A 24,111-nucleotide genomic window follows, 5' to 3' on the forward strand; every position below is an offset into this window, starting at 1 on the left:
GAATCATCCTCCGTTTATGGCTGTGGGCAACGCTCAAAAGGGACGACCAATGAAGGCATTAAGAAGCGGAAAATTAAGGCTTAACGAGGCGCAAAACTTAGTCAGAGGCGCTTTGGCCCTACTCAAAGCCAGCAGCACACCCGATCGTAAACGAGAGGAGTGGAAACAAGCGCAAAGCTCTCAACGACAAATAAACAAAGCCATCTCCAAAGCAAAGAGAGAGCTTAATCCGAGTGATTTCGCAGATTTCGAAGCTTGGCTTGCACAACAAATAGGCGCTCAATTTCCAACTCGTCTTTGCTTGGGAACTCAACTGACTGCGCTGGGGTTGTTTCCTTCTGAAATTAAATCTAGAAACCTCGCGTCAGAATTTTCAAGTTGCACTGAGAAACTAATAATCTATCAAGAACAACTTCATACCTTTGCAATCAAATGCAAATCTTTAGCCGACTCGATTAGAAATATGAATTGGGAGCTAGCCAGCGACCAATTGAAAGAGATAGAAGCCGAACAAGGGCATTCTTATTGGTCGATTGAAACGTCACTAGCACTAACACAGGCCAGTAAGGGGATGGAGGCAACAAAAGCTGAAATCAAGGCACTTTCAATATCCTCATTTGGAATAACCACTTTTCTCCTTTACCACTTCGGCGTCCGAAATGAACCGGCCCAAAACTCCGTCCGTTATCGAGCTAATACCGGCAGAAGAATTGACGACGCGGAACTCTCAAAAGAGCTATCATCCTACGTAAAATTTAGACTGTTCGGCTTTTTAGGTTCACAAGATACAGACATAGCAGACGTTTTAACTTGCGAGCAACTAACAACACCAACTGATTTGTTTTTTACGTTAGCAAGAACTATACGACATGTCTTAGAGCACAGAGATTTTTTTAACACTTCAACACTAAAAGCTGCTGCAGAATCAGCCAATAAAATTAAAGGCATCATTGGAATAATTGGCATAAACAACCCTGAATTTGATACCACAACAAACTTATTCGTCGGACAACCCGACAAAAATCGAATTACTTACTATGCGCGCGCAGCCATTGAGCTCGCATTTGAGCCAGATAATAAACCCGACGCGAATGGAATCGACGCCATGATCGAGAGAGGTATTGCCTCACAAATCTCGACTAGGAGTGATGGACTTTATGCGGAAGAACTGGCCAAATTTATATTAAATTTAGGATGGTTACCAGAGTGCATTGAGCTGGGGAATGTTTCAACCATCCCAACCCTCCCCAAACTTCTAACAAACTTCAATCATGAAGCAGACTATGAAACAGAGGCGACGATATCTGTAGTCGACGCAATCAATTATGAGTTTGCCAAAAGTATAAAAAACTCAGACTACGCACACCCGCAAATTCGTTACATCACGGACGTCCTAAGCGGCATAATTAAAAACGCCACAAACGACGAAGCGATAATGCCTGAGTACCAGCCTCTTACTATAGATTGTAATAACGTACTTACATCGAATTTACTATTTACGCAAGGCGAAACAGAGAAATGCATTACATTATGTGCAAAAACGGGAATAGAAAACGACAAACTTATTAATTCCCTACCAATTTTAGAACTGATTCAAGGGGCCAAATGGCCGTCCATATCAAATATGGCGCCGCCTTTTTACCTTTCGATCGTATTAGATCATTACCTTCGAATAATCGATGAAAGAAAGGTGAGGACCTATAAACGCTACGCTGTAGAGGAGTTAATGAAACGGTATGAATGCACAACTGTAGTTGAACTCCCTATGAAGCTACACGCCATAGGCATACCAGCAAACGAGATCGAGTTTTTAGTAGCCAATGTTTGTGACTCAGTTACTATAGAACTTTTTCCAGGCATGAGCGACTCAAGAAAAGAACGCCAGACTCGTTATCAGCTTCTTTTAGAAATTTCAAAATTGCATACTGAAAATGCACCTTCTTATCTGCGAGATGCGGAAGAAATACAGGATAGGCTGAAAGTTGATGATGGTTTAGATGTGTTGGACGACAGTAAAGTATATGTCGACGAGCAGGCGGTTTTAAACACTATAAACCAGGAGTTAATCGCAGACTTTCAACGTTACCTTAAATTAGTAGAAAGCGGTGTTGGTGAATCTGAATCGCTTGCAGACATCATCAAGAGCTTCAGGGCCCCGACAGCCAAAAACTTTCAAATCCCAAAAAATGATGCAGATGATTTGTTGGCTGAATTGATAGGAGCAATGCGAGAGAAATTCCTCTTTGATCCTGCGTTTGGTTTGGACATTTTGATAGGTCGCCGTATACGGCACGGTACTATTGCCAGCGAAATCAGAGGTGTGCTAGAGCGTGCAGAGTTAATAGGTCAACGCCCCAGTGCGCGCTCTAATTATGATCTTCCCCAAAAAATTAAAAGCTTTTGCCAACGCCTTGATCCGAAACAGAGAAAAATTATCGCTGCCGCATTCTCAAGATTTGCCGAGTCTATCGACGGTTTAATTGCGTTATTACGGGATGAATACTTCCATGTAAAATCCAAATCAAAACCGCGAGGAATATTTGATCTAGTCCTCACTCCATCGTCTTTAATGTTATTTAGGGTTGTCGCCCAGTCTTGCAAAACAATCGACCAATTCTCTAAAGAATGCTTAGCTCAATTTTGGTATGAATTATCTTTACGTTCCGAGGCAATTAAACCAACTATAGAAGCTGAAACTAAGAAATCACTTCAATCAATTTTTTCAAAACTGACGGATGAACTGAGAGCCCAGGGAGTGACCGATGCAGGAATTCTCTCTGACATCCAACTTCAGTCAGAGGAGCTACAAAGACGAGCTTCTATTATTTCAAGCTGGATTCGTGTCCCTCAGGTGTCAGTAGAAGGCCAGACATTCAGCATGCAGTATACTTTAGACGTCGCTGTAGCGGTCGTAACTGGCCAACATGCAAAATTTAGCCCTATTGTAACTTCCAACGTGCCAGATTGGATGTTTCTTGAGACCCATGGCTTCTCAATAGTTGAAGATGCTCTTTATATCGCATTAGTAAATATATATGAACACTCGGGAAAGAAGACCGACAACAAAATCCATGTAGACATAAAGTTCAACCCTGAAGACTCCCTCGCCAATTTTACAATCACCAATGAAATCGCTTCCAACTATAGAACTTTCGAAAAAGAGACGAAGCTCAATTCTACACGAATGGACATAAAGCGACGAGCTCATCGCGAACGAGCCAGACAAGACCGGGGATCTGGATTATGCAAACTAGCGACGATTGTAATGCAGTCCGACAAGGCAGCTATCAACTTCGGGTTTGTGGATGATAATACTTTCAAATTAGAATTTGATCTTGTTTACATCCCACCAAAGAACCCAGCAAATACGTCACCAGAGCAAATTGACCTATTTGATACTGCGCTTGCTTAACAGAAGGAGTTATCCATGGATCAACCTTTCAGCGTGCTCATAGTAGAGGATAGTGAATCAAAGCTAAATAGTATTCAGGGGGTCCTTGAGCGCGAACTCCCGTCCGTTAGGTTAAGGACAGCTTTATCGGTCCGATCAGCGATTGATGCACTGCTAGAGGAAACTCCCGACATGATTATTGCAGATATGTCGCTTCCTACATATGACATAGAGGTTCGAGAGCGCGGAGGGTCACCGAGGCCATTTGGAGGTATCGAGGTTTTTGAGACACTGGAGAGGTATGGCATCACTGTCCCTGTACTAGTAGTAACCTCCTACCCCGTGATTACTGAAGGATCACAGACACTTGGGCTAACAGAGCTTTCCAAAAAATTGGAGACTGAATTCCCAGATGTTTTTCTAGCAACGGTGTACTTCGACTCCGCATTCTCCGATTGGGAGCGCGGCATTGAAACTCAATTTAGAAAAGTACTAAAGGACAAAAATGCCTCTTGATATCTTATTAATGGAAGACGACCCAGCTAAAAAAGTCAGACTGCTAGCTCTTCTAAATAGTGATAAGAACCTTTTCGGCAAGGTGGACACAGCGATTTGCACCGCTGAAGCCATTACTAAGATGGAGGCCAAGCAATACGACCTGTTAATTGCAGATGTCGTAGTTCCGTCGGAGCTTGGGGGTGAAAAACATGAACAAAACTGCATGGACATGTTCGACAGAATTGATGATGGTATCAACGGAATTCATCGTCCTCTATATGCATTACCCATTAGTGCTTCAAAAGAACTAAGTGTCGCGGCGCATGAGTATTTTAAAGGTAGGCCCTGGGGAATCCTACCCTATACTGAAAACAACGACGAGTGCTTAAAAGGACTTGAAAAGACTGCCAGATGGATTTTAAGCGACAAGGTAAACCATGCTGAAGATTATAAATGTGACGTATTTATTATAACCGCGTTAATTTCTCCCGAGTTTACCGCCATCGAAAAACTGGACCTCCAGTGGGGTGCATTAGAACCCTTAGATGGGTCACACTTAATTCGATACGGAAATTTCACCTCAAATGGAAAAAATTACACTGTCGGCGCTGCCTTTTGCTCTCGCATGGGCCCTGTTGCTGCTTCCGTCTTAACTGCTAAAGCGATGCTGCGATTAAGGCCTAAGCTAGTGCTAATGTCAGGGATCTGCGCCGGCATCCCCAAAAAAACAGAAATCGGAGATGTTGTTGCTGCAGATATATCATGGGATTGGCAAAGTGGAAAATATACAGACAAGGCAGGTAATGAACACTTTGAAATTGCGCCTCACCAAATAGGAATTGATGACAAATCACGTAATCGTTTGCTGATGCTACAGCGCGATTCAGACTTTTGGAAGTCTCTTGCCGCCGATGCGATTGAGGTAAAATGCAAAGTTCCAAAACTAGTAATTGCACCAATGGCCACGGGCTCTTCAGTTTTAGCAGATATCAGAGTAACTGAGCGAATAAAAGCAAACCAACATAAAAATGTATCTGGTCTAGACATGGAAACTTACGGAGTCTACGCCGCAGTGGAGTCGTGCGACCCTAACGTAAAAGTTATCTCGATGAAATCTGTCTGCGACCAGGGTGATAAACGCAAAAATGATCGGTATCAAGAATATGCAGCGAACATCTCAGCAGCGGCCGTTCATCAGTTCCTGCTGAAACATGTTGGTGATATTATCTAACTCCAAAAATCTTATATATCGAGAAGGGAAAATCCCTTCTCGTATTTTTAACTACGCTAATTTTTTGCTCGCCTTCGACTATGTATTCTTCCCTGAAAATGATTTTTTACACTAGTGCTTCGATTAGCAACTATCCTATTCACAAGGTGGGGATTAAATCCCTCAAAAAATTGTCCCCCTGCCCCAGCGTAGCCGCTCGCCAATGACCCGCCGTACGGATCATCACCGAACATGCCCATCTGCCGAGTCCAGTCGGACAGGGCGATCTAGAGGCTATCAATTAGATGCTCGAAATTGGGTGTTGCGGGTCTTGGAAGCGTGGTGGCGTCCTTTGCGTTGTGACCTTCGCGTAGCAGAAAGCCCCATTACGCGGCGTCCGCTTTGGGTCGAAAGTAGCCGGTGACAGCTTCATCAATTGACCACACCCCAATCAACCTATTGCAGGTTCCAATTGGGGGCACTGTCGCTGCTATGCTTGAGCTTTCTCGAAAGGAATCGACACCATGCCAGCGATTATTCACTGTCGGATGTACTGGAAAGGCTGTTCGAAAATCAGCAGGCCTTAGAGGCGGCCATTATGGAGTTGACCCTGCTGATTGAGGAGCAAGGGGCACAGGAAGTGGGCGGAAATGTCCGTGGTGCACTGGGGACCATGGGTGAAAACGCCGGTCATATCAAACAAGGCCTGGCTCGATTGAAGAAATTGGACATCGGCTAGGTGCAACACCTTTGCCAAGGCTGCCTGAATCCGACTCCAAAGTGCCTATGGGCGCATCGTTCGAGGGTTCTGACGACGATCAGACGCTTGATGCCAAAAAGAGGCGGAGAGTTGATTCTGGCAAGCGATGAGCAGACATTTTTTTGCGATTTACTCTGATACGCTGCTGAAGCACTCGTTTACAGGAGTTGTTCGCATGATTGGCAAGTTAATTTCGACGGGTTTCAGTTTGGCCACCTTGCCCGCCCGCCTGACTTTTCGCAGCGTCCGCGCCTTGGCCATGACGCCTGCCGAAGCCAGCCGCCTGCTGGTGGACATGCGTCAGGCATCGGATCAGGCGGTGCAGGAACTCCAGGGGCTGTTGGCCAACGTCGATGCGGACATGACTCACAAAACGGCGCACCTCAGTGCTGCCGACAAGCGCCTGGCAGCCGAACTGGCCCTGCACGCCGCCGAACAACACCTGAACATGGCAGCGATCAACATTCTGCGGGCCGTCTGGCTGACGCTTCACTCGACGCCGAACTTGCCGCCAAGCGAGCTTGATAAGCAGCTTGAACAGAGACGTAACGACTAACAGACCGTCCGGCGGATCGGTCGATCCGAGCGAGAAATGGGAGCTCAGCATCCTTGAATCGGCGCTTCATGTGCAGGTGGGGTTTATGGAGCGCTTACAATTCGGTTAGTCAGTCCGGTTCACCTCACGGGCAGCTATTGGCGACAGTTTAGTTGCGACCATCGCAGAGGTATTACACCTCCGTCTGTTCAGCCATTTCCAGGGCATCATCGACCTCGATACCCAGGTATCTGACAGTGCTTTCAAGCTTCGTATGACCAAGCAGGAGTTGCACAGCTCTCAGGTTCTTCGTCCTGCGATAGATCAGCGATGCCTTGGTTCGCCGGAGCGTGTGAGTACCGTACATGGTTGGGTCAAGGCCAATGGTTGTCACCCACGCTTTGACTATTCGAGCGTATTGCCTGGTGGATAGATGGTCTGAGCCGTGCAACCGGGTCGGAAACAAGAAGTCCTCGCTGCGGAGGCGGGCCTGATGCATCCAAGCCTCCAGAACTGTTCGGGTTTGCTCTGTGATTTCAAATTGCACCGGGTGCTGGGTTTTCTGCTGCATCACGATGGCCCGTGACGACACATGTTCCCCATGGGCTATGTCTCGGACTCGCAGCTTGGTTAAGTCACAGGCACGCAGCTTGCTGTCGATGGCCAAGTTGAAGAGAGCCAGATCCCGTGTTTTCTCCGCGAGCTGGAGTCTTACCCGAATGGCCCAGATATCTCTGACTCGGAGCGGGGCTTCCTGTCCGACTAGCTTTCCCTTGTTCCAAGGCTGATGACTATATGTAGCAATGATCTTCATGGTTTGTCCTCCACGTTGAGGGAGGACAAGGGTGGATCAGTCACGGTGCGTGGTGGTCGCTAACCGCCCCATAGCTGCCGGTCGGCACTGGCAATAGCCGACCAAACCGCTGTGACCAGCGGAAAATGGCCAATTGCAGTCTTACATCATCTTTGCTCCTCTGTATCAAGTAGCAGCGCTTTGATATAGCCCATTCGCTTGACTCCAGCTACTCACGTCTACGCAACTGTTCAATCACATACAAGACAGGTGCTCCTCATTTATTGCCCAAAACGAGTAATGTCCCCGAGAAGAGAACCAACTGAAAGAGATGGAGCGACAATCGTGGGTGGGAGAGTGCCTAGCGGGAAAGTGCTGATCCCCGTAGGGATGCCACTTGATAACCGTCTTCGACTTCTACGAAGCGAGCTGGAACCAATGACATTGAAATAAATTCAAGAGTGCCTTTAGGTACTTGTTTCAGAATCATTACTGTTATTGAATATTTTGTAAGAGGGATGTTACAGCGTGCCCGGAGAGGGACCCATTGCAATAAACAAAATCATAACGAAAAAAATAATATCGCCAATTAATCTTAAAAGCGCCCATTAAATTTAATGCGATAAAAATTCAGAGCTAGAATAAAATCAATGTTATCCGGCACGGTGAGTGAGAAATGGTTAAGATAGAGTTTGGACCCTCAATTATAATGATTGTTAGCGCGCTATATGTTTATAGTTGCCAAGCCGTGGCTTCGGATTGCGCGGATGTATATGCTAGCGCAACAAGAAACATCAAAACTAACGAACGCCAGGCATCAGAGCTTTTATATTTTTTCAATAAGCACTGTGAAAGTAATGGGGAGATTTCAAGCTCAGCCACTGGCGTCAACTTTGAAGCCGTAGTGAAGGCAATCCCTATGAAGTTTGGCGCCGAAAATTCAAGCGCACAACAAAAATTATCTGAATTTTGTAAAATTGGCACATCCCTAAATACACAATGGGAAAATTCATCATCGTACTCATCAACGGTAATAGTCCCCTCATTGGTAAATTTTAATGAGTGCGTGGCATTACAAAACAAGGGTGTCAGAATTACTCATGCTATTCAAGAACCTACTTCGGTTATCATCACAGGTGATCGTACCGATGCCAATTTAATATACATAGATGCAGCGACATTCAATAATATGACATGCTTTAGTGCGAGCTTTTCAAGTAATGGCAACAATGAACCATTTGATGGTGGTAAAAAACTAAAAGTACCGAACACTGGCTTTAATATTTCATGTCAACGGAAAGAGATTATAGAGTCTGGGAAAAAGATTTACCCTTTAGCTAGTGTCGCTATTGGTACTAGCGAAGGCTCGTATACAGTTGTTATGCCAGATGAAGAGCTTTATGGTTACGATGTGGCCAGCGCCAACCGTGCGAGATTTAACGCTTTGATGACCGAAAAAAATCAGCTGTCTGCCGAGCTTGGCGATAAAATCAGAAACCTCCAAACTAGGTTAGACAATGTAAGCGTTAGACCCTTTGCATTTCACGTAGCAGATGGGCCGACATTCAGTAATGTTCCATTTGCTGGCGACGTCAATGCTGTAACGCCTTACGCGGCCTCAATGTGCAATCCGGACGGTTCAGTCCCGGTACTCCAGGTGATGACGAGCCTTGCTGGCGGTGGGCATGGAATTACGACTTATGCAGGCGCGTGCTTAAAAAAATAACTGTTTTATAGCGAATTCTTAATGGCAGTTATTGGCCGTTTTCTGCCTTTGACCAAAGGCAACTATGGGTCGTTTTCAGCGGGTCGCGACAGGCTGGAAATCGGGCCAAAAGTAGCCATGTGAACTTCATTTAAAACTGATCCTGGAAATTTCTACGAGGAGGATGAACGATGGACGTGGAAAATGGTGTAAGTTCAATTATAGAAAAGGTAAATTCTGGTGAGTTTGACCACCTTTCTTCTAAGCTAGAGGGGGGGGATTTGGGGATTTTCTACCCGGCCTATGTGGAAAACGGCACAATCAAAATGATGCCGCCTGGCTATACGCAGACAGAGACAGATCTTAAAGTTGCAGTTACATCGACTGGATGGCGCGATCCAAGTGCGAAAACGATAGCGTGGATGGGCGGAGGAATAAACGCTTGGTCCGCCTGTAATCATCCAGGCACCGGGCCAAGGACCTGCAGACACCACAATGGGCATGGAGATTGCATTCATTGCAAAGGGCATGCGGCCCAAGGGCATGTGAAATGGACACCTGAACGCTTAGATTATTTTACTGCTATCAATCAATTGGAGGACAAGCATGATGTTCTCAATACTTTGGCACCTCAGAACCTCGGATTGACGTTGTTGCACGCGCACAGCAATGAGCACGAGTTTACAAAGCTGCCTATGGACGTGGTTTCTGTTATTGCGGACGGCGTAACATCCTTCCGCAAAATCCAAGACGTTGCCAATGACGAAACATTTGTTCCGAACGCTTGGCGATTTACTAATGGAAAACCAGAAATTGCTGGAGGCTTCTCACTGAAGTCGGAAGGATAAGCGGGCGCCACACCAATTGGACTGTCCCGGCCTGGTAGATAATTTCATACTTTGAGCCGAAGTGAGAAAATGTCTGTTAAGGCCGATCTGCCGATTCCGAGCCATGAAATATGAAAGGCCGTAAATCATCAGGTTGCGACCTTCATTATTTTTGAAAAATGCCAAGACTGCTTGGCCAAAGCCAACAAGACCTGTTTAGAGCGCTAATTGACATTAAGTACTCATTGCCACGAAGTGGGCTTTGGCTCGATCTCGGTCGCCGCTGAACGGCTGCTTTGGCCGTTCTCTGCCAGTCGCGTGAGACAGAAAGCGACCCAATATAGATAGTCCGTGTCGAACGCAACAAACCGTCGGGATGAATTACTCCCCGGATTGCAAGCGCTCGATAGCTTCGAGAAGCTGGCCGTCGAAGTACTCGGTTTCATCTCGTTCCTGGTCTTTCATGCGGCGCTTCGCCTCGATGAGCAGGTGTTTGGTCGCGATGTTCTGATTCAAAAAAGTAGCGACCATAAGATCATTCAAACTCTCTAGAGGTGTGTCCCATGCCTCCCTGCAACGCTGAATTAGTCCTGTGGGGGCATCCCCACTCCATGGACCTAAAATATCCGAGACTGCCAGGGTGGAGGTCATGAGCCTGCCTTTGAGAGAAATTGAAGGGCTGGTAATTTCGCACGCTCGGGAGATTGATGAATAGCGAAATCGAATGCCCGCTTTTGGCCGATTTCTGCCGTTCGCGATCGGCGGCTTTCGGCCATATGGAGCCTGTCTAGTCCTGAAATAGGTTTACACCTGTTTCAGTCTCAAAACGCCCGATGCATCGCATCGGGCGTTTTGTATTAGAAGGCCAGATGTGGCCGCTGCGCGATGTAGATCAGCACCGATTCAGCTAACCAAGCTGGCCTTGGCTTGCTGAAGATGCGTGCGGAACCGGGACGCATAATCTTCGGCAACTGCAGCTTGAACACTCGCTCGGTTTGCTAGCGCATGGCGCCACTCTGCAATGCGAACAAGTCCATCGAACAATGGATGACTTGGTTCGAATCCTAGTATGTCGAAGTAGCGGAAAACTGGAGCAACGGCTATATCCACCATGCTGAGCTTCGCACCAGCGAAGTAATCGCCGTCCGATTTTTCAAGTTCGAATCGCTCTAGTTTGCCTCTCAACGCTGCTGATTTACTAAGCGCTGTCTGCTGATCCGCTGCATTCAAATATCCCCACGCATCCGCGAGCATGGCAGTGGCGAATTCGATCCAGGCACGGTGTTGAGCACGGGTGATTGCATCTTCCGGGTGCAAAGCGGGTTCCGGATACACCTCTTCGATGAATTCACAGATTGCCACGCTCTCGAAGAGCACGTTCGCACCCTCGTCGCCTTTTTGCACCTTTAGAAGTGGGACTTTGCCCGTTGGAGACATGGCCAGAAACCAGTCGGGCCTGACCTTCAGATCCACATCAATGCGCTGAAATGGAACCTGCTTTTCGAGGAGTAAAATTGCCACTCGCTGAACAAACGGACAAAGCTCGTGGCTAACGAGCGTGAGCTGTGATTGCGACATTTGAATACCCACTGTTATTTCGACAACTCCCGCTTCCGGGCAGGAAGCGGGATGTACAGACTCGAAGGCGTGCCTATCTCGTTAAAGCGAGCGACCACCATCAACAATAATTTCCGTTCCCACCGTCCAACGAGACTCGTCCGACGCGAGGTACAGCACCGCCTTAGCTACTTCTTCAGGCGTGCCAAAACGGCCAAATGGGATAGTCGCAGCAATATCTTTGTTGACCTGCTCGCGGTAGGCATCGGGGATACCCGCCTTGTCGTACAGCGGCGTGTCGATCGGACCAGGGCTGACCGCATTTACTCGAACACCACGCGGTAGAAGCTCGCTAGAGAGCGTTTTCGACATGTTCAGAAAGGCAGCCTTTGTTGCGGCATAAATGGATGAACGCGCGGCGCCCAGGTGCGCACTGACCGAGGTGTTAAGAACCACCGATGCAGGGTTGGAGAAGACCGGCAGCAGTGCTTGCAGGAGGAAGTAAGGGCCTTTGACATTGATGTCAAAGGAGCGGTCAAACATCTCCTCGTTCCAGTCTTCGATTGGCTTCCAGACGGATACGCCAGCATTGAGGAAGGCAACGTCGAGCTGCCCGTAATGAGACTGAACAGCGTGGGCCAGCTCCTTCTGGGCTGTGACACTGGCGGAGTCGGCTCGTAACACCAGAACCTCGCTGCCTAAAACAGCTTGGGCGTTTGCAATTGATTCAGGATTAACACCAGTGACGATCACCCGAGCGCCTTCTGCGAGGAATTGCTTTGCGGTCTCCAGACCAATGCCACTTGTGCCGCCAGTGATGAGCGTACGCTTGCCTTGTAAACGGGACATGTAAATTTCCTCTCATTTGTGACGACCAGTCGGACGACTGACCTTCTGAGAGCAACTATGTATTCATGCTAGAGCGCTGATAAGATAGCCAGAGAGAATACATCTCATGCAAAATTCGCATGAAAGAGGACGTGTGATGGATCGGTTGTTACTGATGAGATGTTTCGTACGCGCCGTCGAGACCGGCAGTTTTTCAGCTGCGGGACGTGATCTTGGACTCGGACAACCGAACGTCAGCCGTTACGTCGCCGCACTCGAAGATCATCTGCAAACCAGGCTGCTTCACCGATCGACAAGAAAGCTGACGCTCACACCGGAAGGTGAGCGGTACTACGCAGATGCGCGGCGTATTTTGGACTCAGTAGAAGAGTCCGAGTCCTCTCTGAGAGGGAACGTGGCAGCGTCTGGGTTACTGCGCGTCGCATGCCCGACTGCATTGGCGCACACCTTTATCGTGCCCCATGTGGCTAGCTTTCTGGAGCTCTATCCAGAAGTGTCGCTCGATCTCCAGATCAATGATCGCTACGTCAATCTGGTCGACGAGGGAGCGGAGCTCGCGATTCGCATTGGCCACCTGGAGGACAGCGCAATGCGTGCCCGGCCACTAGGGTGGTTCGAGCGTGTGTGTGTGGCCAGCCGCGAGTACTTGGAGAAACGTGGCTCTCCCTCTTCGCCTGATGACCTGAAGGAACACGACTGCCTTATTTACACTCTGCTATCTACCGGTACTAACTGGCGGTTTAAAGACATTGATGTCCCGGTCTCCGGTCGCCTGCGGGTCAATTCACCCGAGGCGATACGTGAGTACGTCAATGCAGGATTAGGAATCGCGCAAGGCCCTCAATGGCTTTATGAGGAAGGGCTAAGAAGTGGCAATCTTCAGCTGCTGCTTAGCGACTACGTAGCACCACAGGTGCCGATCCAGGTCATTTACCTAGCGAATCGGCTGCTGCCCAAGAGAGCCATCGTTTTCATGGACTTCATGGCGGATGTGTTTGCAAAAAGCTCTGCATTCCATGAACGCCTAAGGTAGCCTCAAACCCATGACCAGCGTGCGAACGGATAACCAGAACCACGAAGGCCCTTGTAGTGAGACCGGATGCACGCTTACCACAGTTGCAATCGGCGGGTCTGAATAGTCATCGGGACGTAACGTTTGTATCTCAAGTGCCCTGATTCACCGCCGGCACTAATCTGAATCGCCCCTAGTTTTGTAGACACATCCGAGCGGCTACTTCTGGCCGATCGGTGCCTGTCGCGAAGGGCAGCGTGCGACCCAAAGCTGCCAGTGAACACAAACCTGAAATAGTTATTCAAATGCCCCGATGTGTGGCCCCGAGATTAGAGGTTCTTTGCTCCAGCGAATATGGCACTCGATTCCCAGCAGAGCGAGCAAAGCCCACACCGGATGACGGCGTTGTGCCCACTAGTGTTACCATCACGCTAAATTTTCTGGGGTATCTATGCGTCTTTTACCGCTGATTTATCTAGTTGCCACCCTCACGCTTGCTGCCTGCAGCATTCCGTACCAAACCCCAGAGGCTAGAACTCAGATAGAGCAGGATTTGGGCGTTTCAGCCAATGACATTGTCGCAATATCTGAGTCCGGTTTTTGCAGGCTGAAGTACGGCAGTGAAGCGTTCTGCGATGCAGAGCATGGTCTGGCAGTGCTTACCCGACAGGAGCTGATTCTTAGTCTCTATAAAAACGACAAATATGTTCCAGCACATGTTCTGAAAACCGCTGATGTGCTCTGTGGCCATACAGCCACATCGCGAGAGGCGGCAGAAGCACTAAATATGTTCACTATGGACTCTACCTTTGTATTGCTACCAGTAGATGCTCAACAGAACTGGGATGGACCGATGCATAGACAAATGATTGATTATTTATTGGCTGATGGTCAGCCCCTGCTGATCGGAAGCGGGGGGAAATCTTCCAGGCTGAGCGATAAAGAAAAAATTGTGGGCGGGATGATTCCAGGAACAAGAATTCCTTTTTTTACTGAGTTTAAATACTCCGAGCAGTTCAATCCTTGCCCCGTTGCCAAAGGCTGAGACAGGTCAAGCATTGGCATTTCATCTACTGCCGTCTAAGGTTTGACGCGAAGGGAATGCACAAACGTGACTGCTGGCGCGTTGTTTAGATACCTGATCAAGCTTGAGAAAGTTTTATTGCGTTGGCGAGTTGCTCGGCTTTATTGCGCAATTCAATATTTTTCTGTTTTGTTCGACATTACCTAGCCTCCAGGAAAGGACGCCATCGTCATAGCTTTGACCGAGAATGAGATCATTTAGTGGGCCCCATTCCGCCATAGGTTGACAATAGATATTCAATCCCAGAGAAATCAGAGCCCAGCAATCGTGCTCTTGCTCCCCCTTCAGGGTGGTCTCAAGTTTTCTCCAAATACTCTTCTTGGGTATAGTAAAAACTATTACCTTAATGACACGTTTGGACGATTCGGAATTATTGCCTTCCGTGGTGCGGAAGTAAAAAACAGTTGTTATCGTCACATCTCTAATATAACAAAATAGAAACAAATCAGGGCTAGTTGTGTTGTTGACGCAGAAAGACCTGGAGGTTTTTCTGCGCCAAGCAATCAAGGGGGCTTTCAAGGAGTCACACTTACAAGATAGATATGATCAAAACGATTCGCCAGACTTCATAGACAGCGGAAGGAAGAGCAGTATTTAAATTGGTGCAAATATTTGACGTTCTAACCGGCCGCCCTCTGAATCGCCCCTAATTTCCGAGACGCGTGGAGTGACCGCTTTTGGCCGTTTTCTGCCCGTGGCGAGAGGCAGAAAACGGCCAGAAGCGGAAGGTGGACACAGTGATGGCAAATGGGTAGCGTCACCGATGCTGCTCACGAATCTAGAAGGCAGCAGGACTTGCAGTCACCCTTGTCGTATGTCTCTCTGGGCGACGTCGCGTTTGCCGCGACCACCTCTAAGCTAGAAAAGGAGGACGACAAGGAGCGTTATACGACAAGCCATCGCGACATGGCATGTCGCCTAATAGTAGTCAGGCATATCGAATGGCAATCACGAAACCGTACCGCCGCACATGTCGGCAGTTCACCGATGGAAGTTATTCTGAAGGTGGGCGATGGATGTATCTGTTACACAAGCGCTATGCCACTGATCCGCGCCACTACGTCCGCGCCTTCCTGCTTCTCCAAGAAGATGTTCTTAATCTCTTCTCCTACGTTGAGCCGAGTGACAAAAACATAGAAACGTACTCTCACCGAATTCAGCAACTGCTGATGAGAGCTTGTGTGGAGGTTGAGGCGAACCTGACAGCGATCTTCCTAGACAACGAGTACGCAGCTGCTCAGGGCAACCTGACCATGCAACAGTACCGCCTCATAGATATCTCACACCGCTTGTCCTCGTACGAAATTCGAGTTCCCACATGGCAAGGGTCTAAGGGAGTTAGAAAGCCATTTCATGGCTGGAGCCAAGGTGCACCGCTGCCTTGGTACCAGGCTTACAACAAGTCCAAACACAATCGGCACGAGAACTTCAAACTCGCAACCTTCGACGCACTGATCGATGCATTCTGTGGCTTGAGCGCTCTACTCTCTGCACAATTTCACGATGAAGACTATTCTCCTGGTGGCAAGACTCTCGGGCTAGATGGTGCGTGCTACACATACGATGGAGATGATGGAATGGAGCCCGCCATTGGAGGTCTGCTTCGGGTTAGTTTTCCATCAGACTGGCCGCAGGATCAAAGGTATGAGTTCAACTGGCAGCAAATCAGCGCGTCGGAAGACCCATTTCAGAACTTTGACTACGCGCAATATGCCTAACCTTTCCATCAAGCAACCCCACAACGGCTGGCTTCGCCATCCATTGCGGGCCGCTCATTGCATGTCGCGACCGGCAGCAATCGGCCGATTCTGTTGAAAAAGTCGGCTTCGGTTTCCACGGCAGAAAAGTACGCGCCTGAGATTGAAATCTGTGTTTTTGGCAGAAGGTTCAGGACTCGGATTTCACGTAGCAGCGTGCAAAAGAGGTGTTTTCACCCATCAATGTTCGAGCGTTTTTGGAAAATCGACTTTTTCAACAGAATCGGCCAGAAGCAGACAGTCAAGCCGGGGAAGGACAAGCATAAGACGCGATCACACCCAACATGACGCCAATTCAAAGAAAATAAATCGCTCAGGTATCTTAGATACCATCAGGGCAAGTGTGATTAAACAACAACCAAGGATGACAATGAATAAAAGTACAGTTCGTTTTGCACCTTGGGTCGGTTCCCACTATGAGAGAGGATTTTGCGGTTTACGCACTCTCTTGGTGTGCGAGTCTCACTATGGCGATAAGCAGCACGAGCGCCCAACAGTCACTCCCGAGATCGTGAAGGCTCTTGCTTTAGGCGAGAGGCACCCTCGGGCAACCGCTAAACTTCGCCGGCATATGCATTTCACCAAAATAATGGCTGCAGTTCAGAACGTCAGGCAGGTCTTCTCCAACGCACAAAGAAGGGACTTTTGGAGTAGCGTTGCTTATTACAACTTCCTGCAGGAGTTCCTGCGCGACAGTCGCGTTCCGCCACCGTCGGGCGCTTGGGAACGGGGTGAGAGAGCATTTGCCGAAGTCTTGGCAGTGTTCGCACCGGATTTGATTGTTTGTTTCAGCGCACGTAACGGTAATCGGATTAGGTCGCTTGCTGGTGGTGTACCGGTGGCTGTGGTGAACCATCCCTCTTCGCGGTTTGCGTATTCTAAAGTCAATCCAGTTATCGCTGCACATATCGAGATGGCCTTGGTACGGAAGACGCAAACCCCAGGATTTGTTAGTAGCGTTCCCTTTTATCGCTGGTGCGAGGCCACAGCTTCTGCCTTGCCCACCCCCGGTCCACATCTTTCGGAATCGGACAAGATCGCGCTCCTGGCGGAGCGCAGGGACTCAATGTCGGCGCTTGACGAATTTTCACTCACGTAGAACATACGCCGGCAGAATGAATCGCCACGGGATTGTAGGCATAAATAAACGAATAAGCCGTACGCCAGGAGCAAGACAGGCAACCAACATGACTAAACATACGCAACTAGAAAAGAAGCAGAGAGCCATAAAAAGACTTGCGGAAATATTTCGTGATCATTGGGAAGAAGGTAGGGTTGGCAGCACTCGGATTTTTGAGCACGTAATTCCTGATGAGTGGCTAATATGCGGAGTATCATCAAGCGGAGGGAGTTATAGAGAGCATGTTGTGCCCTGCGTCCTTATTCGAGACCAAAGCATAAAAATGTATCAAGAAGGCAAGATGATCGAAGATGTAGCAAGGATGATTGAGAAGCATCTTGCGATTGTTCTTATTTCAGAAGAAGAAAAAAATCTGCTAGATAAACAGCGTGGCTGGAAAACGACAATGCCTGAAGATTGGGCGTTTGGGGCTGGAGATCCATTTGCGCGATTGACCTCATCTGGAATTGAATTTTCCTGAGAATACGACTAAATCGTTCGCACCTGAACTCGATGGATGCATGATGTGGATGATCCCACAGTCGATTGCTGCCCTTCCCAGGGGGCAGCAATCGGCCGATTCTGTTGAAAAAGTCGGTTTTCCAAAAACGCTCGAACATTGATGGGTGAAACACCTCTTTTGCACGCTGCTACGTGAAATCCGAGTCCTGAACCTTCTGCCAAAAATACAGATTTCAATCTCAGGCGCGTACTTTTCTGCCGTGGAAACCGAAACCGACTTTTTCAACAGAATCGGCCAAAAGCTGACCTTCAAGGTATCTACAAAATCAGCAGCGATTCAGATCATACGGTGACAGACGCCATCGCGTGCCACACTCCCGACGACAGCCGGGTGTCACTACGACGGAGGACCCACGATTTGACAGAAAATTTTAACCTCAATGTTTCTTTCTATTCCTGTGGCAATACGCCAGCGGACATGCTACCAAGTAGACTTCGCCGGGAGATTCGGATAAACGCTATCTCACAGCATTTTTACGCATCGTTGCAAGCGTCAACGAAAGGTCTAATTCGCGGCATGAAAAATAGCAATATAGATGGGTGATTTGGCTGCGCTACCACAACTATCAAGGATTGAAGTATGGAAACAGAAGTTGCTTCAGAAAACAGCGGCGAAATCATCGCCACCTGTGAAAGCGATCAACTTCATCTTACGTTAGACTTATTGTTGTCCGAGATACAAAACAACAAAACACTGCTTAAAGATAATATATTTCGAAAAAAACTAAACATCCTATTCAAAGAATTAACCTCCAAAAAGCTTATAGTCTTAGATAGTAAAGATCCCCTTGAGCTATTAGCATTCCCAATTGACATCGACGCAGTATTGCAACACTTAAACCAAGATATGCGCGATGACTGGTTTGTTGACGTACTACAGCACCAAGACTTATTTTCTAATAAGTTACAACTGCACGACACGTTAAAGTCTCTCTTGCTTGAAGAAAATGGGCGTTACTTAGGCTGTGAAAGACAGGCGTACGACATCCCAAAAAAAGGTCTAGGAATTCGTTATTCATTAGAAACGGACTTCTATGATCGCTTCATATATCAAGCTATTTGCTCTTATTTGATACCATTTTATGATCCACTATTATCTCATCGGGTGCTAGGCCATCGGTATAACAAAAAGCGAGCGTCCGAGAAATACATATTCAAAAGCCGAATCGACTTATGGAAAACCTTCGAAGGCGTAACGAAAACAGCACTTTCTAACGACCAATCGCTGCTAGTCACCGACCTGATTAACTATTTCGAGAACATTTCCCTAACGGCCATAAGTGCATCGTTCGAAACGATGCTTGAACAAGTGAACGCATCAGGACCTGAAAAGACTTTAATTCGAAATGCAATACATACGCTATGTACGCTTCTGGCAAGATGGGGATACAACGAGAGGCATGGCCTCCCTCAAAATAGAGATGCCTCTTCCTTCATTGCCAACGTAGTACTCAACTCAGTTGACCAGAACATGGTGGCTTTGGGATACGACTACTATCGGTATGTGGATGACATCAGGATAATTTGCTCTTCACCGCGAACAGCCAAAAAAGTGCTTACAGATTTAATAAATCAGCTTCGGAAGCTCGGAATGAATATTAATTCAGGAAAAACCGCGATCCTTACAAAGGATACTCCAGACTCCGAAATCGCCGAAAATTTTCCGACTACCGACGATAGAACACTTACAATCGACAGCATGTGGCGCTCCAGAAGCAGGAGAGTTATAGCTCGATCGGCAAAGTACATATATCAGTTGCTGAAAGACTGCATAGACAACAAACAAACTCAGTCACGACAGTTTCGATTTGCGGTTAACCGTCTAATTCAACTAAGCGAAGCGAAGATCTTTGATATCCATACAGAGATTTCAGACGATCTTAAACTGCTAGTAATAGAAACTTTAGAAGATCACGCTGCCTCTACAGACCAATACTGCCGCCTTCTTTCAGCCCTAAACTTAACAGAAGATGATCACGGAAAAATCACTCAATACTTGATGGATGATGAGAGATCCATTCACTCCTGGCAAAATTTTCATCTTTGGTTATTGCTCGCAAAGAACCGCTACAAAAGTGAAAAAATTCTTCAATACGCATCCGCCAAAATACAGACGGACGTTCTTCAAGCAGAGGCATCCGCGATCTTCATATACCTCCGTTGCGTTGATGAAAGTGCTGCATTAATTCCAGTCATCCCGCAATTCAAAAGTACATGGCCTTTTTACCACCAAAGAAATTTTTTGCTTGCTACTAGCGAATTTGGCAGGGAAGACTTACGGCCTTTAATATCAGAGTTAAAAACAAAGATAAAAGGTACTGCCACGCGAGCAAGATCTCATTTCAAAGACGGACGCCCTCTTACAGAACGCGAATCAAGAAGCCCAATGGAACTATACGAAGAGATAAGCCCATATGACTAAAAAGGCTCTCATTTTCATCAGGGATTACACGGATCAAGGAAAAGACAGATTTTTTCTTTGGTCTGAAAAAGCTCTGAAAGAGGCATCTGCTGAAGATGTTTCCTCTCAAACAGAAGAGCTGGTTTGCCATGACTACTGGCTTATAGCCCCAATACTTTTCAGACTAACTGGGAGGCTGCCAAAACTAATTACAGACGTCGAAGAGTTAAGAATTTCCATCTCCGGAAAGAGATCCGAGAGAGAGAAAAAAGAAAGGATAGACATCACCAATTCGCTTCAAAGCCTTTTAGCCAAAGAGACCATACAAAAATATCTCGCGATATTTAACAGGAAAGAAGAAATCTGCGAAGAAACTCTTTCCGTGTTTGCCGATGCTCTCGTATCGTATTCTAACCAAGTTGAAACTGAAGCAAAATACGAGCAGGAATGGGACAGACTAATCCAAGTAGAACAGCCTGTCTCGCGCTACCTGATAGGTTCTGCTGCGGCTGGAATAAATATAAGCACGGAAGTGCTCAGGGGCCACAAGGATAAAATAGAATTTGATTTTTACATGGCCCTAAAGAACTTTTCGTCCAAATACAATGTTCCTCTAGAGGTCCCATCGGATGAAGATATCGTGGAATACTTAGAGCCTCGCGGCTTTGATTTTTCTGGCGTAAATGTAGATTACGTACTCAATTTCGTCCCAATGCAGGACGAATATGCTGACGACTTACTCAATCTAAGAAAAATTCAAAAATCTAGGATGGTATTGGCGGCAATACCGCTCAGCCAGAAAAAAATCTTCCCAATAGTAGATTCATTCGGTTCGATTACCTCGCGCATATACTTCAAAGACCCATCATTGCAAAATCTTGCTAAGCAGCACCGAGACATACTGATTCCAGATGAAGGAAAACTCTTCTCCTACGTCGATTACGATCAGTACGAGGCCGGAATAATGGCCGCGCTATCCGGCGACCCATTACTTACGAGACTTTATGCAGAAGGTGATCTCTATGAAATAGCGGCTGACTCTATTTTCCGGGATGTAACAAAGCGAAAAGAGGCGAAACGACTATTCCTATCTTACGCGTATGGAATGAGGCATCGTGACTTAATTGATGCGGCGTACGGGTACGGCGCAGACAGACAACATGCAAAAGTTTTTTTAAACAATTTTCCGAATTTGAGGATTGGAAATCCAGAGTTTATACCCAGTTTGAAACAGAGGGCAAAATTGGAACTGCTCTTGGCAACCACATTAAGCGAGAGCGAACGGGAGCTCTAAGTGAAAAGGAGAAGAGATCTTCAATCAGCCAGCAAGTCCAAGGTACCGCATCACTTATTTTTAAAAAGGCTTTAATTGCGATGAGCGGCGATCCACGAGTCGAGCTAAAAGTGCCAATGCATGATGCCGTGCTTTTCCAGCACCAGGCAGGTTTTGACCCGCAAGTCGTAGTCAAAATTTTTGCAGAGGCTATGTCCAACCACTTTGAACACAAGGTGACAGGAAAAGCATCGTTGGCGCCGTTTGGTCCTCCTCCAGAAGCAGTCCAAATTGCCTAACGAATGAAAAATAACTAAGCCTATGCTGGCCTCGAGTTCTTTTTTGGTGCCAACAATCGACCGTTTCTGGTTACTAGCGATGTCAATCTCCCCGAGTTTCGTAGACACTTCTGGTGGTCCGCTTATGGCCGATTGCTGCCTATCACTAAGGGCTGCAAACGACCCAGATCGGACATTACCTGGGCTGATGACGCTGTGCCACCTTGCCAAAATACCTGTGATGATCGCTGGAGGCCGCGTGTATACGTATTCGGATAAAGGGTTCGCAGCCGGTCGTTCGAACCACACCCAGCGCTCCGAACATACTCATTTACATTTGCAATTCTCACTTAGGTAGGTGCACCTATGCCAATCTTCGGAAATCTCCGGCAAGCAATTGAAGACGCCTCAAGCGAAGCCAAGAATCTATTTTTGTCGAACACTGAGCCCAAGAGCCGTAAAACTTATTTCGAGAGAGGTAAGCTAGGGGACAATGGAAAAGGTGCTGTGTACGCCTATTTCGGTGAGGACGGGAAAGCTCTCTACGTTGGGCAAGCCGGTCGACGTATCAAGCTGAGACAACACGACCAGACTTCGCCACATAAGAGCAAACCATGGTGGGAGATTTGGGAAGCTGTTCGCTTCATACCGGTCAGCAACGAAACCGATAGAATTACGCTTGAGTGCCTTCTCATTATCGCACTTAAGCCCCCGTACAACTCCAGCCCAGGGCCGCGCGAAATTGAAGCCATGTTTACTAGTTAAGTTCGGAGATATGTACGAAAACGTAAAATACTTCCAGTCCTCAATGGCAGTTACTGGCCGAGGCTGTGTAAAAACGTTTTAGAACACGTTTGACAGTCGGGGCTGGAACAAAAATCGCGCTCCGCTACGTAAATTTCTAGTCTACTGATTACACAAGCACCAGCAGATTTTACGGAGCAACGCAGACTTCAAAACGGTGTCTGCGTTTTTACACACTCTGGGTCGATAGTTGTTCGTCGCGGCCGACCGCTCTGGGTGGATAGTCGGTCACTGCCGGAGGTTCTTGGCGACTCCGTTTTGTAGACGCAGCTTTAAGCCATGTACGGAGTGGTGAACTCCAGCGATAGGGGTGCTGGTAGCGGCCGTGGTACAGCCCCAGGAACCGCGAGCGGAAGTCCGGTAAGTTGACCTTGATCGGGCACTGCCCCGGCACGACTTGCAGCTCTGCAGTTGGTATACCATTTGGACTAAAGGTTTTTTGCTGTCAGCCGATACTCTAGACTGATTGGCCCTTTGGCTCACTGGATGAACGGGCGATGAAAGCAATACTGCGCAAGTGCAAAATAGAAGACTTTAACTATGTTTCTCGCGTTCTGGACAACTATGTTTCTCTGACTAATGATTCGCGGCGCAAGGAGTTGCTCACCCAAGCTGAGAGCAGTGCCGCCGCGAAAGAGGCATTGGTCGAGCTGATGGATAAACAAATTCGCTATTTTGGCTCATCGGACTTCGCCTATCTTGCACGGTCGCTTTTCGATGGCGATGGCGGCGTTTCAGCAAGCGAGTTGATTGCTGAGGTATGCGTCAAATCTAAAGTTAAGATTAAGCTGGGTGGCTCAGTGGAGTCACGGTTGGAGAAGCTTGTCACAGCGGTCGTCGAAAAGGAACTTCTGAGTAAGTCGCCTGAAGAACTGGCCAAAGCGTTTAAAGAAATGGGTATTGAGGACATTAACCGCGAGAAGGTCATGGAACATCTGAAAAGTAATGGGAAGGTCGCTATCCTGCCCATAATTTTCCAGATTCTCGGCCCCAAGGTTGCTTTGGGTATCATTGAAGTCATCATCATCAGCATCATTGCTCAGATTATCGGTCGCGAAGCGGCTAAGGTTCTCGTGCAAGAGATGGTTAAACGCAATCCGTGGCTTAATGCTCTCGGCCCGTGGATGTGGGCGTTATCTGCGGCGTGGCTTGCTTTTGACGTGCAAGGCCCGGCCTACCGTAAGACCGTCCCTATCTGTCTCTACCTCGGTGTGGTAGGGCTGCGTGACGGGCCAGAGACGCCAATCATTGATCTGGCTCAAAAGGATGACTGAGGCTTGTAGGACTGGCTGGTGGTGAGCATCACCAGCCATAGCCCGGCATCTCCAGATGCAGTGGACGCTTCTAATGGAGGTCCGCTATTGGCCGACTTCTGCCTGTCGCCACCGTCAGCTTTGGGTCTAGGCTGTGTGAAAACGTTTTAGAGCAGGTTTGACATTCAGGACGGAACGAAAATCGCGTTCCTACGCAATTTTCCGGTCTGCTGATTAACCAAACGCTGGCAGATTTTACGTAGCAGCTTAGACTTCAAAACGAAGCATGCGTTTTCACACAGCCTGGGTCGTTCTCTGTCTGTCATGGCCACAAGGAGTGCCGGTCAAATCCGATGGAAAAACTGGTCAGGTCGAATGCAAATGGGTGGGCAATTGAATTCACATCCACGATGACGCCGTGCTCGGTATCGATCAGATAATTCGTGGAGTAAGCGTAGAACGCTGGGCCACCTGGAGCTGCG

General features: G+C 47.7%; 18 protein-coding genes and 1 pseudogene. 15 read left to right on the top strand and 4 right to left on the bottom strand.

The window, feature by feature from the left end:
- Positions 1–49 precede the first annotated feature (49 nt).
- The 5 genes from AB7M29_RS25875 (at position 50) to AB7M29_RS25895 (ending at position 6,415) form a co-directional block, all read left to right on the top strand.
- A complete protein-coding gene (locus tag AB7M29_RS25875) occupies positions 50–3,412 on the top strand; it encodes a hypothetical protein (protein WP_454248296.1) in 3,363 nt (1,120 codons plus the stop codon).
- 15 nt (positions 3,413–3,427) lie between these two features.
- Entirely contained in the window at positions 3,428–3,907 is a 480-nt protein-coding gene (locus tag AB7M29_RS25880; RefSeq protein ID WP_454248297.1) for a response regulator, read from the top strand.
- Positions 3,897–5,120, top strand: a complete 1,224-nt coding sequence (locus AB7M29_RS25885; RefSeq protein WP_454248298.1) for a phosphorylase family protein — start codon at positions 3,897–3,899, stop codon at positions 5,118–5,120. The genes AB7M29_RS25880 and AB7M29_RS25885 overlap by 11 nt, the downstream gene beginning before the upstream one ends.
- A gap of 475 nt (positions 5,121–5,595) precedes the next feature.
- On the top strand, positions 5,596–5,838 hold the full coding sequence (locus tag AB7M29_RS25890; RefSeq protein WP_454248299.1) for a hypothetical protein: 243 nt from the start codon (positions 5,596–5,598) through the stop codon (positions 5,836–5,838).
- Between the two features lie 196 nt (positions 5,839–6,034).
- Positions 6,035–6,415, top strand: a complete 381-nt coding sequence (locus AB7M29_RS25895) for a hypothetical protein (RefSeq protein WP_454248300.1) — start codon at positions 6,035–6,037, stop codon at positions 6,413–6,415.
- 172 nt (positions 6,416–6,587) lie between these two features.
- Here the strand turns inward: AB7M29_RS25895 and AB7M29_RS25900 are convergent, their stop codons facing one another.
- Positions 6,588–7,208: a tyrosine-type recombinase/integrase gene (locus AB7M29_RS25900; RefSeq protein WP_454248301.1), complete on the bottom strand. Its 621-nt coding sequence runs from the start codon at positions 7,206–7,208 to the stop codon at positions 6,588–6,590.
- Between the two features lie 655 nt (positions 7,209–7,863).
- Here AB7M29_RS25900 and AB7M29_RS25905 point away from each other — a divergent pair.
- Both AB7M29_RS25905 and AB7M29_RS25910 read left to right on the top strand, forming a co-directional pair.
- On the top strand, positions 7,864–8,913 hold the full coding sequence (locus AB7M29_RS25905; RefSeq protein ID WP_454248302.1) for a hypothetical protein: 1,050 nt from the start codon (positions 7,864–7,866) through the stop codon (positions 8,911–8,913).
- Positions 8,914–9,083: 170 nt separating this feature from the next.
- A complete protein-coding gene (locus tag AB7M29_RS25910) occupies positions 9,084–9,740 on the top strand; it encodes a hypothetical protein (RefSeq protein WP_454248303.1) in 657 nt (218 codons plus the stop codon).
- A gap of 360 nt (positions 9,741–10,100) precedes the next feature.
- Here AB7M29_RS25910 and AB7M29_RS25915 read toward each other — a convergent pair whose 3' ends face one another.
- The 3 genes from AB7M29_RS25915 to AB7M29_RS25925 all read right to left on the bottom strand — a co-directional run bounded on the left by AB7M29_RS25915 (position 10,101) and on the right by AB7M29_RS25925 (position 12,125).
- Positions 10,101–10,370, bottom strand: coding sequence for a hypothetical protein (locus AB7M29_RS25915; protein WP_007985568.1), 270 nt, complete (start codon positions 10,368–10,370; stop codon positions 10,101–10,103).
- Positions 10,371–10,622: 252 nt separating this feature from the next.
- Positions 10,623–11,297 carry a glutathione S-transferase family protein gene (locus AB7M29_RS25920; RefSeq protein WP_454248304.1) on the bottom strand — a complete coding sequence of 225 codons (675 nt, stop codon included), beginning with the start codon at positions 11,295–11,297 and terminating at the stop codon, positions 10,623–10,625.
- Positions 11,298–11,378: 81 nt separating this feature from the next.
- Positions 11,379–12,125 carry an SDR family oxidoreductase gene (locus AB7M29_RS25925; RefSeq protein WP_454248305.1) on the bottom strand — a complete coding sequence of 249 codons (747 nt, stop codon included), beginning with the start codon at positions 12,123–12,125 and terminating at the stop codon, positions 11,379–11,381.
- Positions 12,126–12,261: 136 nt separating this feature from the next.
- Between AB7M29_RS25925 and AB7M29_RS25930 the strand changes: the two genes are divergently transcribed.
- The 8 genes and pseudogenes from AB7M29_RS25930 (at position 12,262) to AB7M29_RS25965 (ending at position 23,650) form a co-directional block, all read left to right on the top strand.
- On the top strand, positions 12,262–13,158 hold the full coding sequence (locus AB7M29_RS25930) for a LysR family transcriptional regulator (RefSeq protein ID WP_454248306.1): 897 nt from the start codon (positions 12,262–12,264) through the stop codon (positions 13,156–13,158).
- Positions 13,159–13,588: 430 nt separating this feature from the next.
- Positions 13,589–14,182, top strand: coding sequence for a hypothetical protein (locus AB7M29_RS25935; protein WP_454248307.1), 594 nt, complete (start codon positions 13,589–13,591; stop codon positions 14,180–14,182).
- A gap of 1,055 nt (positions 14,183–15,237) precedes the next feature.
- Complete coding sequence (locus tag AB7M29_RS25940; protein ID WP_210474586.1) at positions 15,238–15,939, top strand: hypothetical protein; 702 nt, start codon at positions 15,238–15,240, stop codon at positions 15,937–15,939.
- A gap of 409 nt (positions 15,940–16,348) precedes the next feature.
- Entirely contained in the window at positions 16,349–17,077 is a 729-nt protein-coding gene (locus tag AB7M29_RS25945) for a hypothetical protein (RefSeq protein WP_454248308.1), read from the top strand.
- Positions 17,078–17,165: 88 nt separating this feature from the next.
- The gene (locus AB7M29_RS25950; protein ID WP_454248309.1) at positions 17,166–17,579 is read left to right on the top strand and encodes a hypothetical protein; all 414 of its coding nucleotides are present in this window, start codon (positions 17,166–17,168) and stop codon (positions 17,577–17,579) included.
- A 621-nt stretch (positions 17,580–18,200) separates the two neighbouring features.
- On the top strand, positions 18,201–20,042 hold the full coding sequence (locus AB7M29_RS25955) for an RNA-directed DNA polymerase (RefSeq protein ID WP_454248310.1): 1,842 nt from the start codon (positions 18,201–18,203) through the stop codon (positions 20,040–20,042).
- 748 nt (positions 20,043–20,790) lie between these two features.
- A pseudogene (locus AB7M29_RS25960) lies at positions 20,791–21,593 on the top strand (DNA polymerase).
- Positions 21,594–22,873: 1,280 nt separating this feature from the next.
- On the top strand, positions 22,874–23,650 hold the full coding sequence (locus AB7M29_RS25965) for a hypothetical protein (RefSeq protein WP_454248311.1): 777 nt from the start codon (positions 22,874–22,876) through the stop codon (positions 23,648–23,650).
- Positions 23,651–24,111 lie beyond the last annotated feature (461 nt).

The sequence above is a fragment of the Pseudomonas sp. F-14 TE3623 genome, from assembly GCF_053629015.1.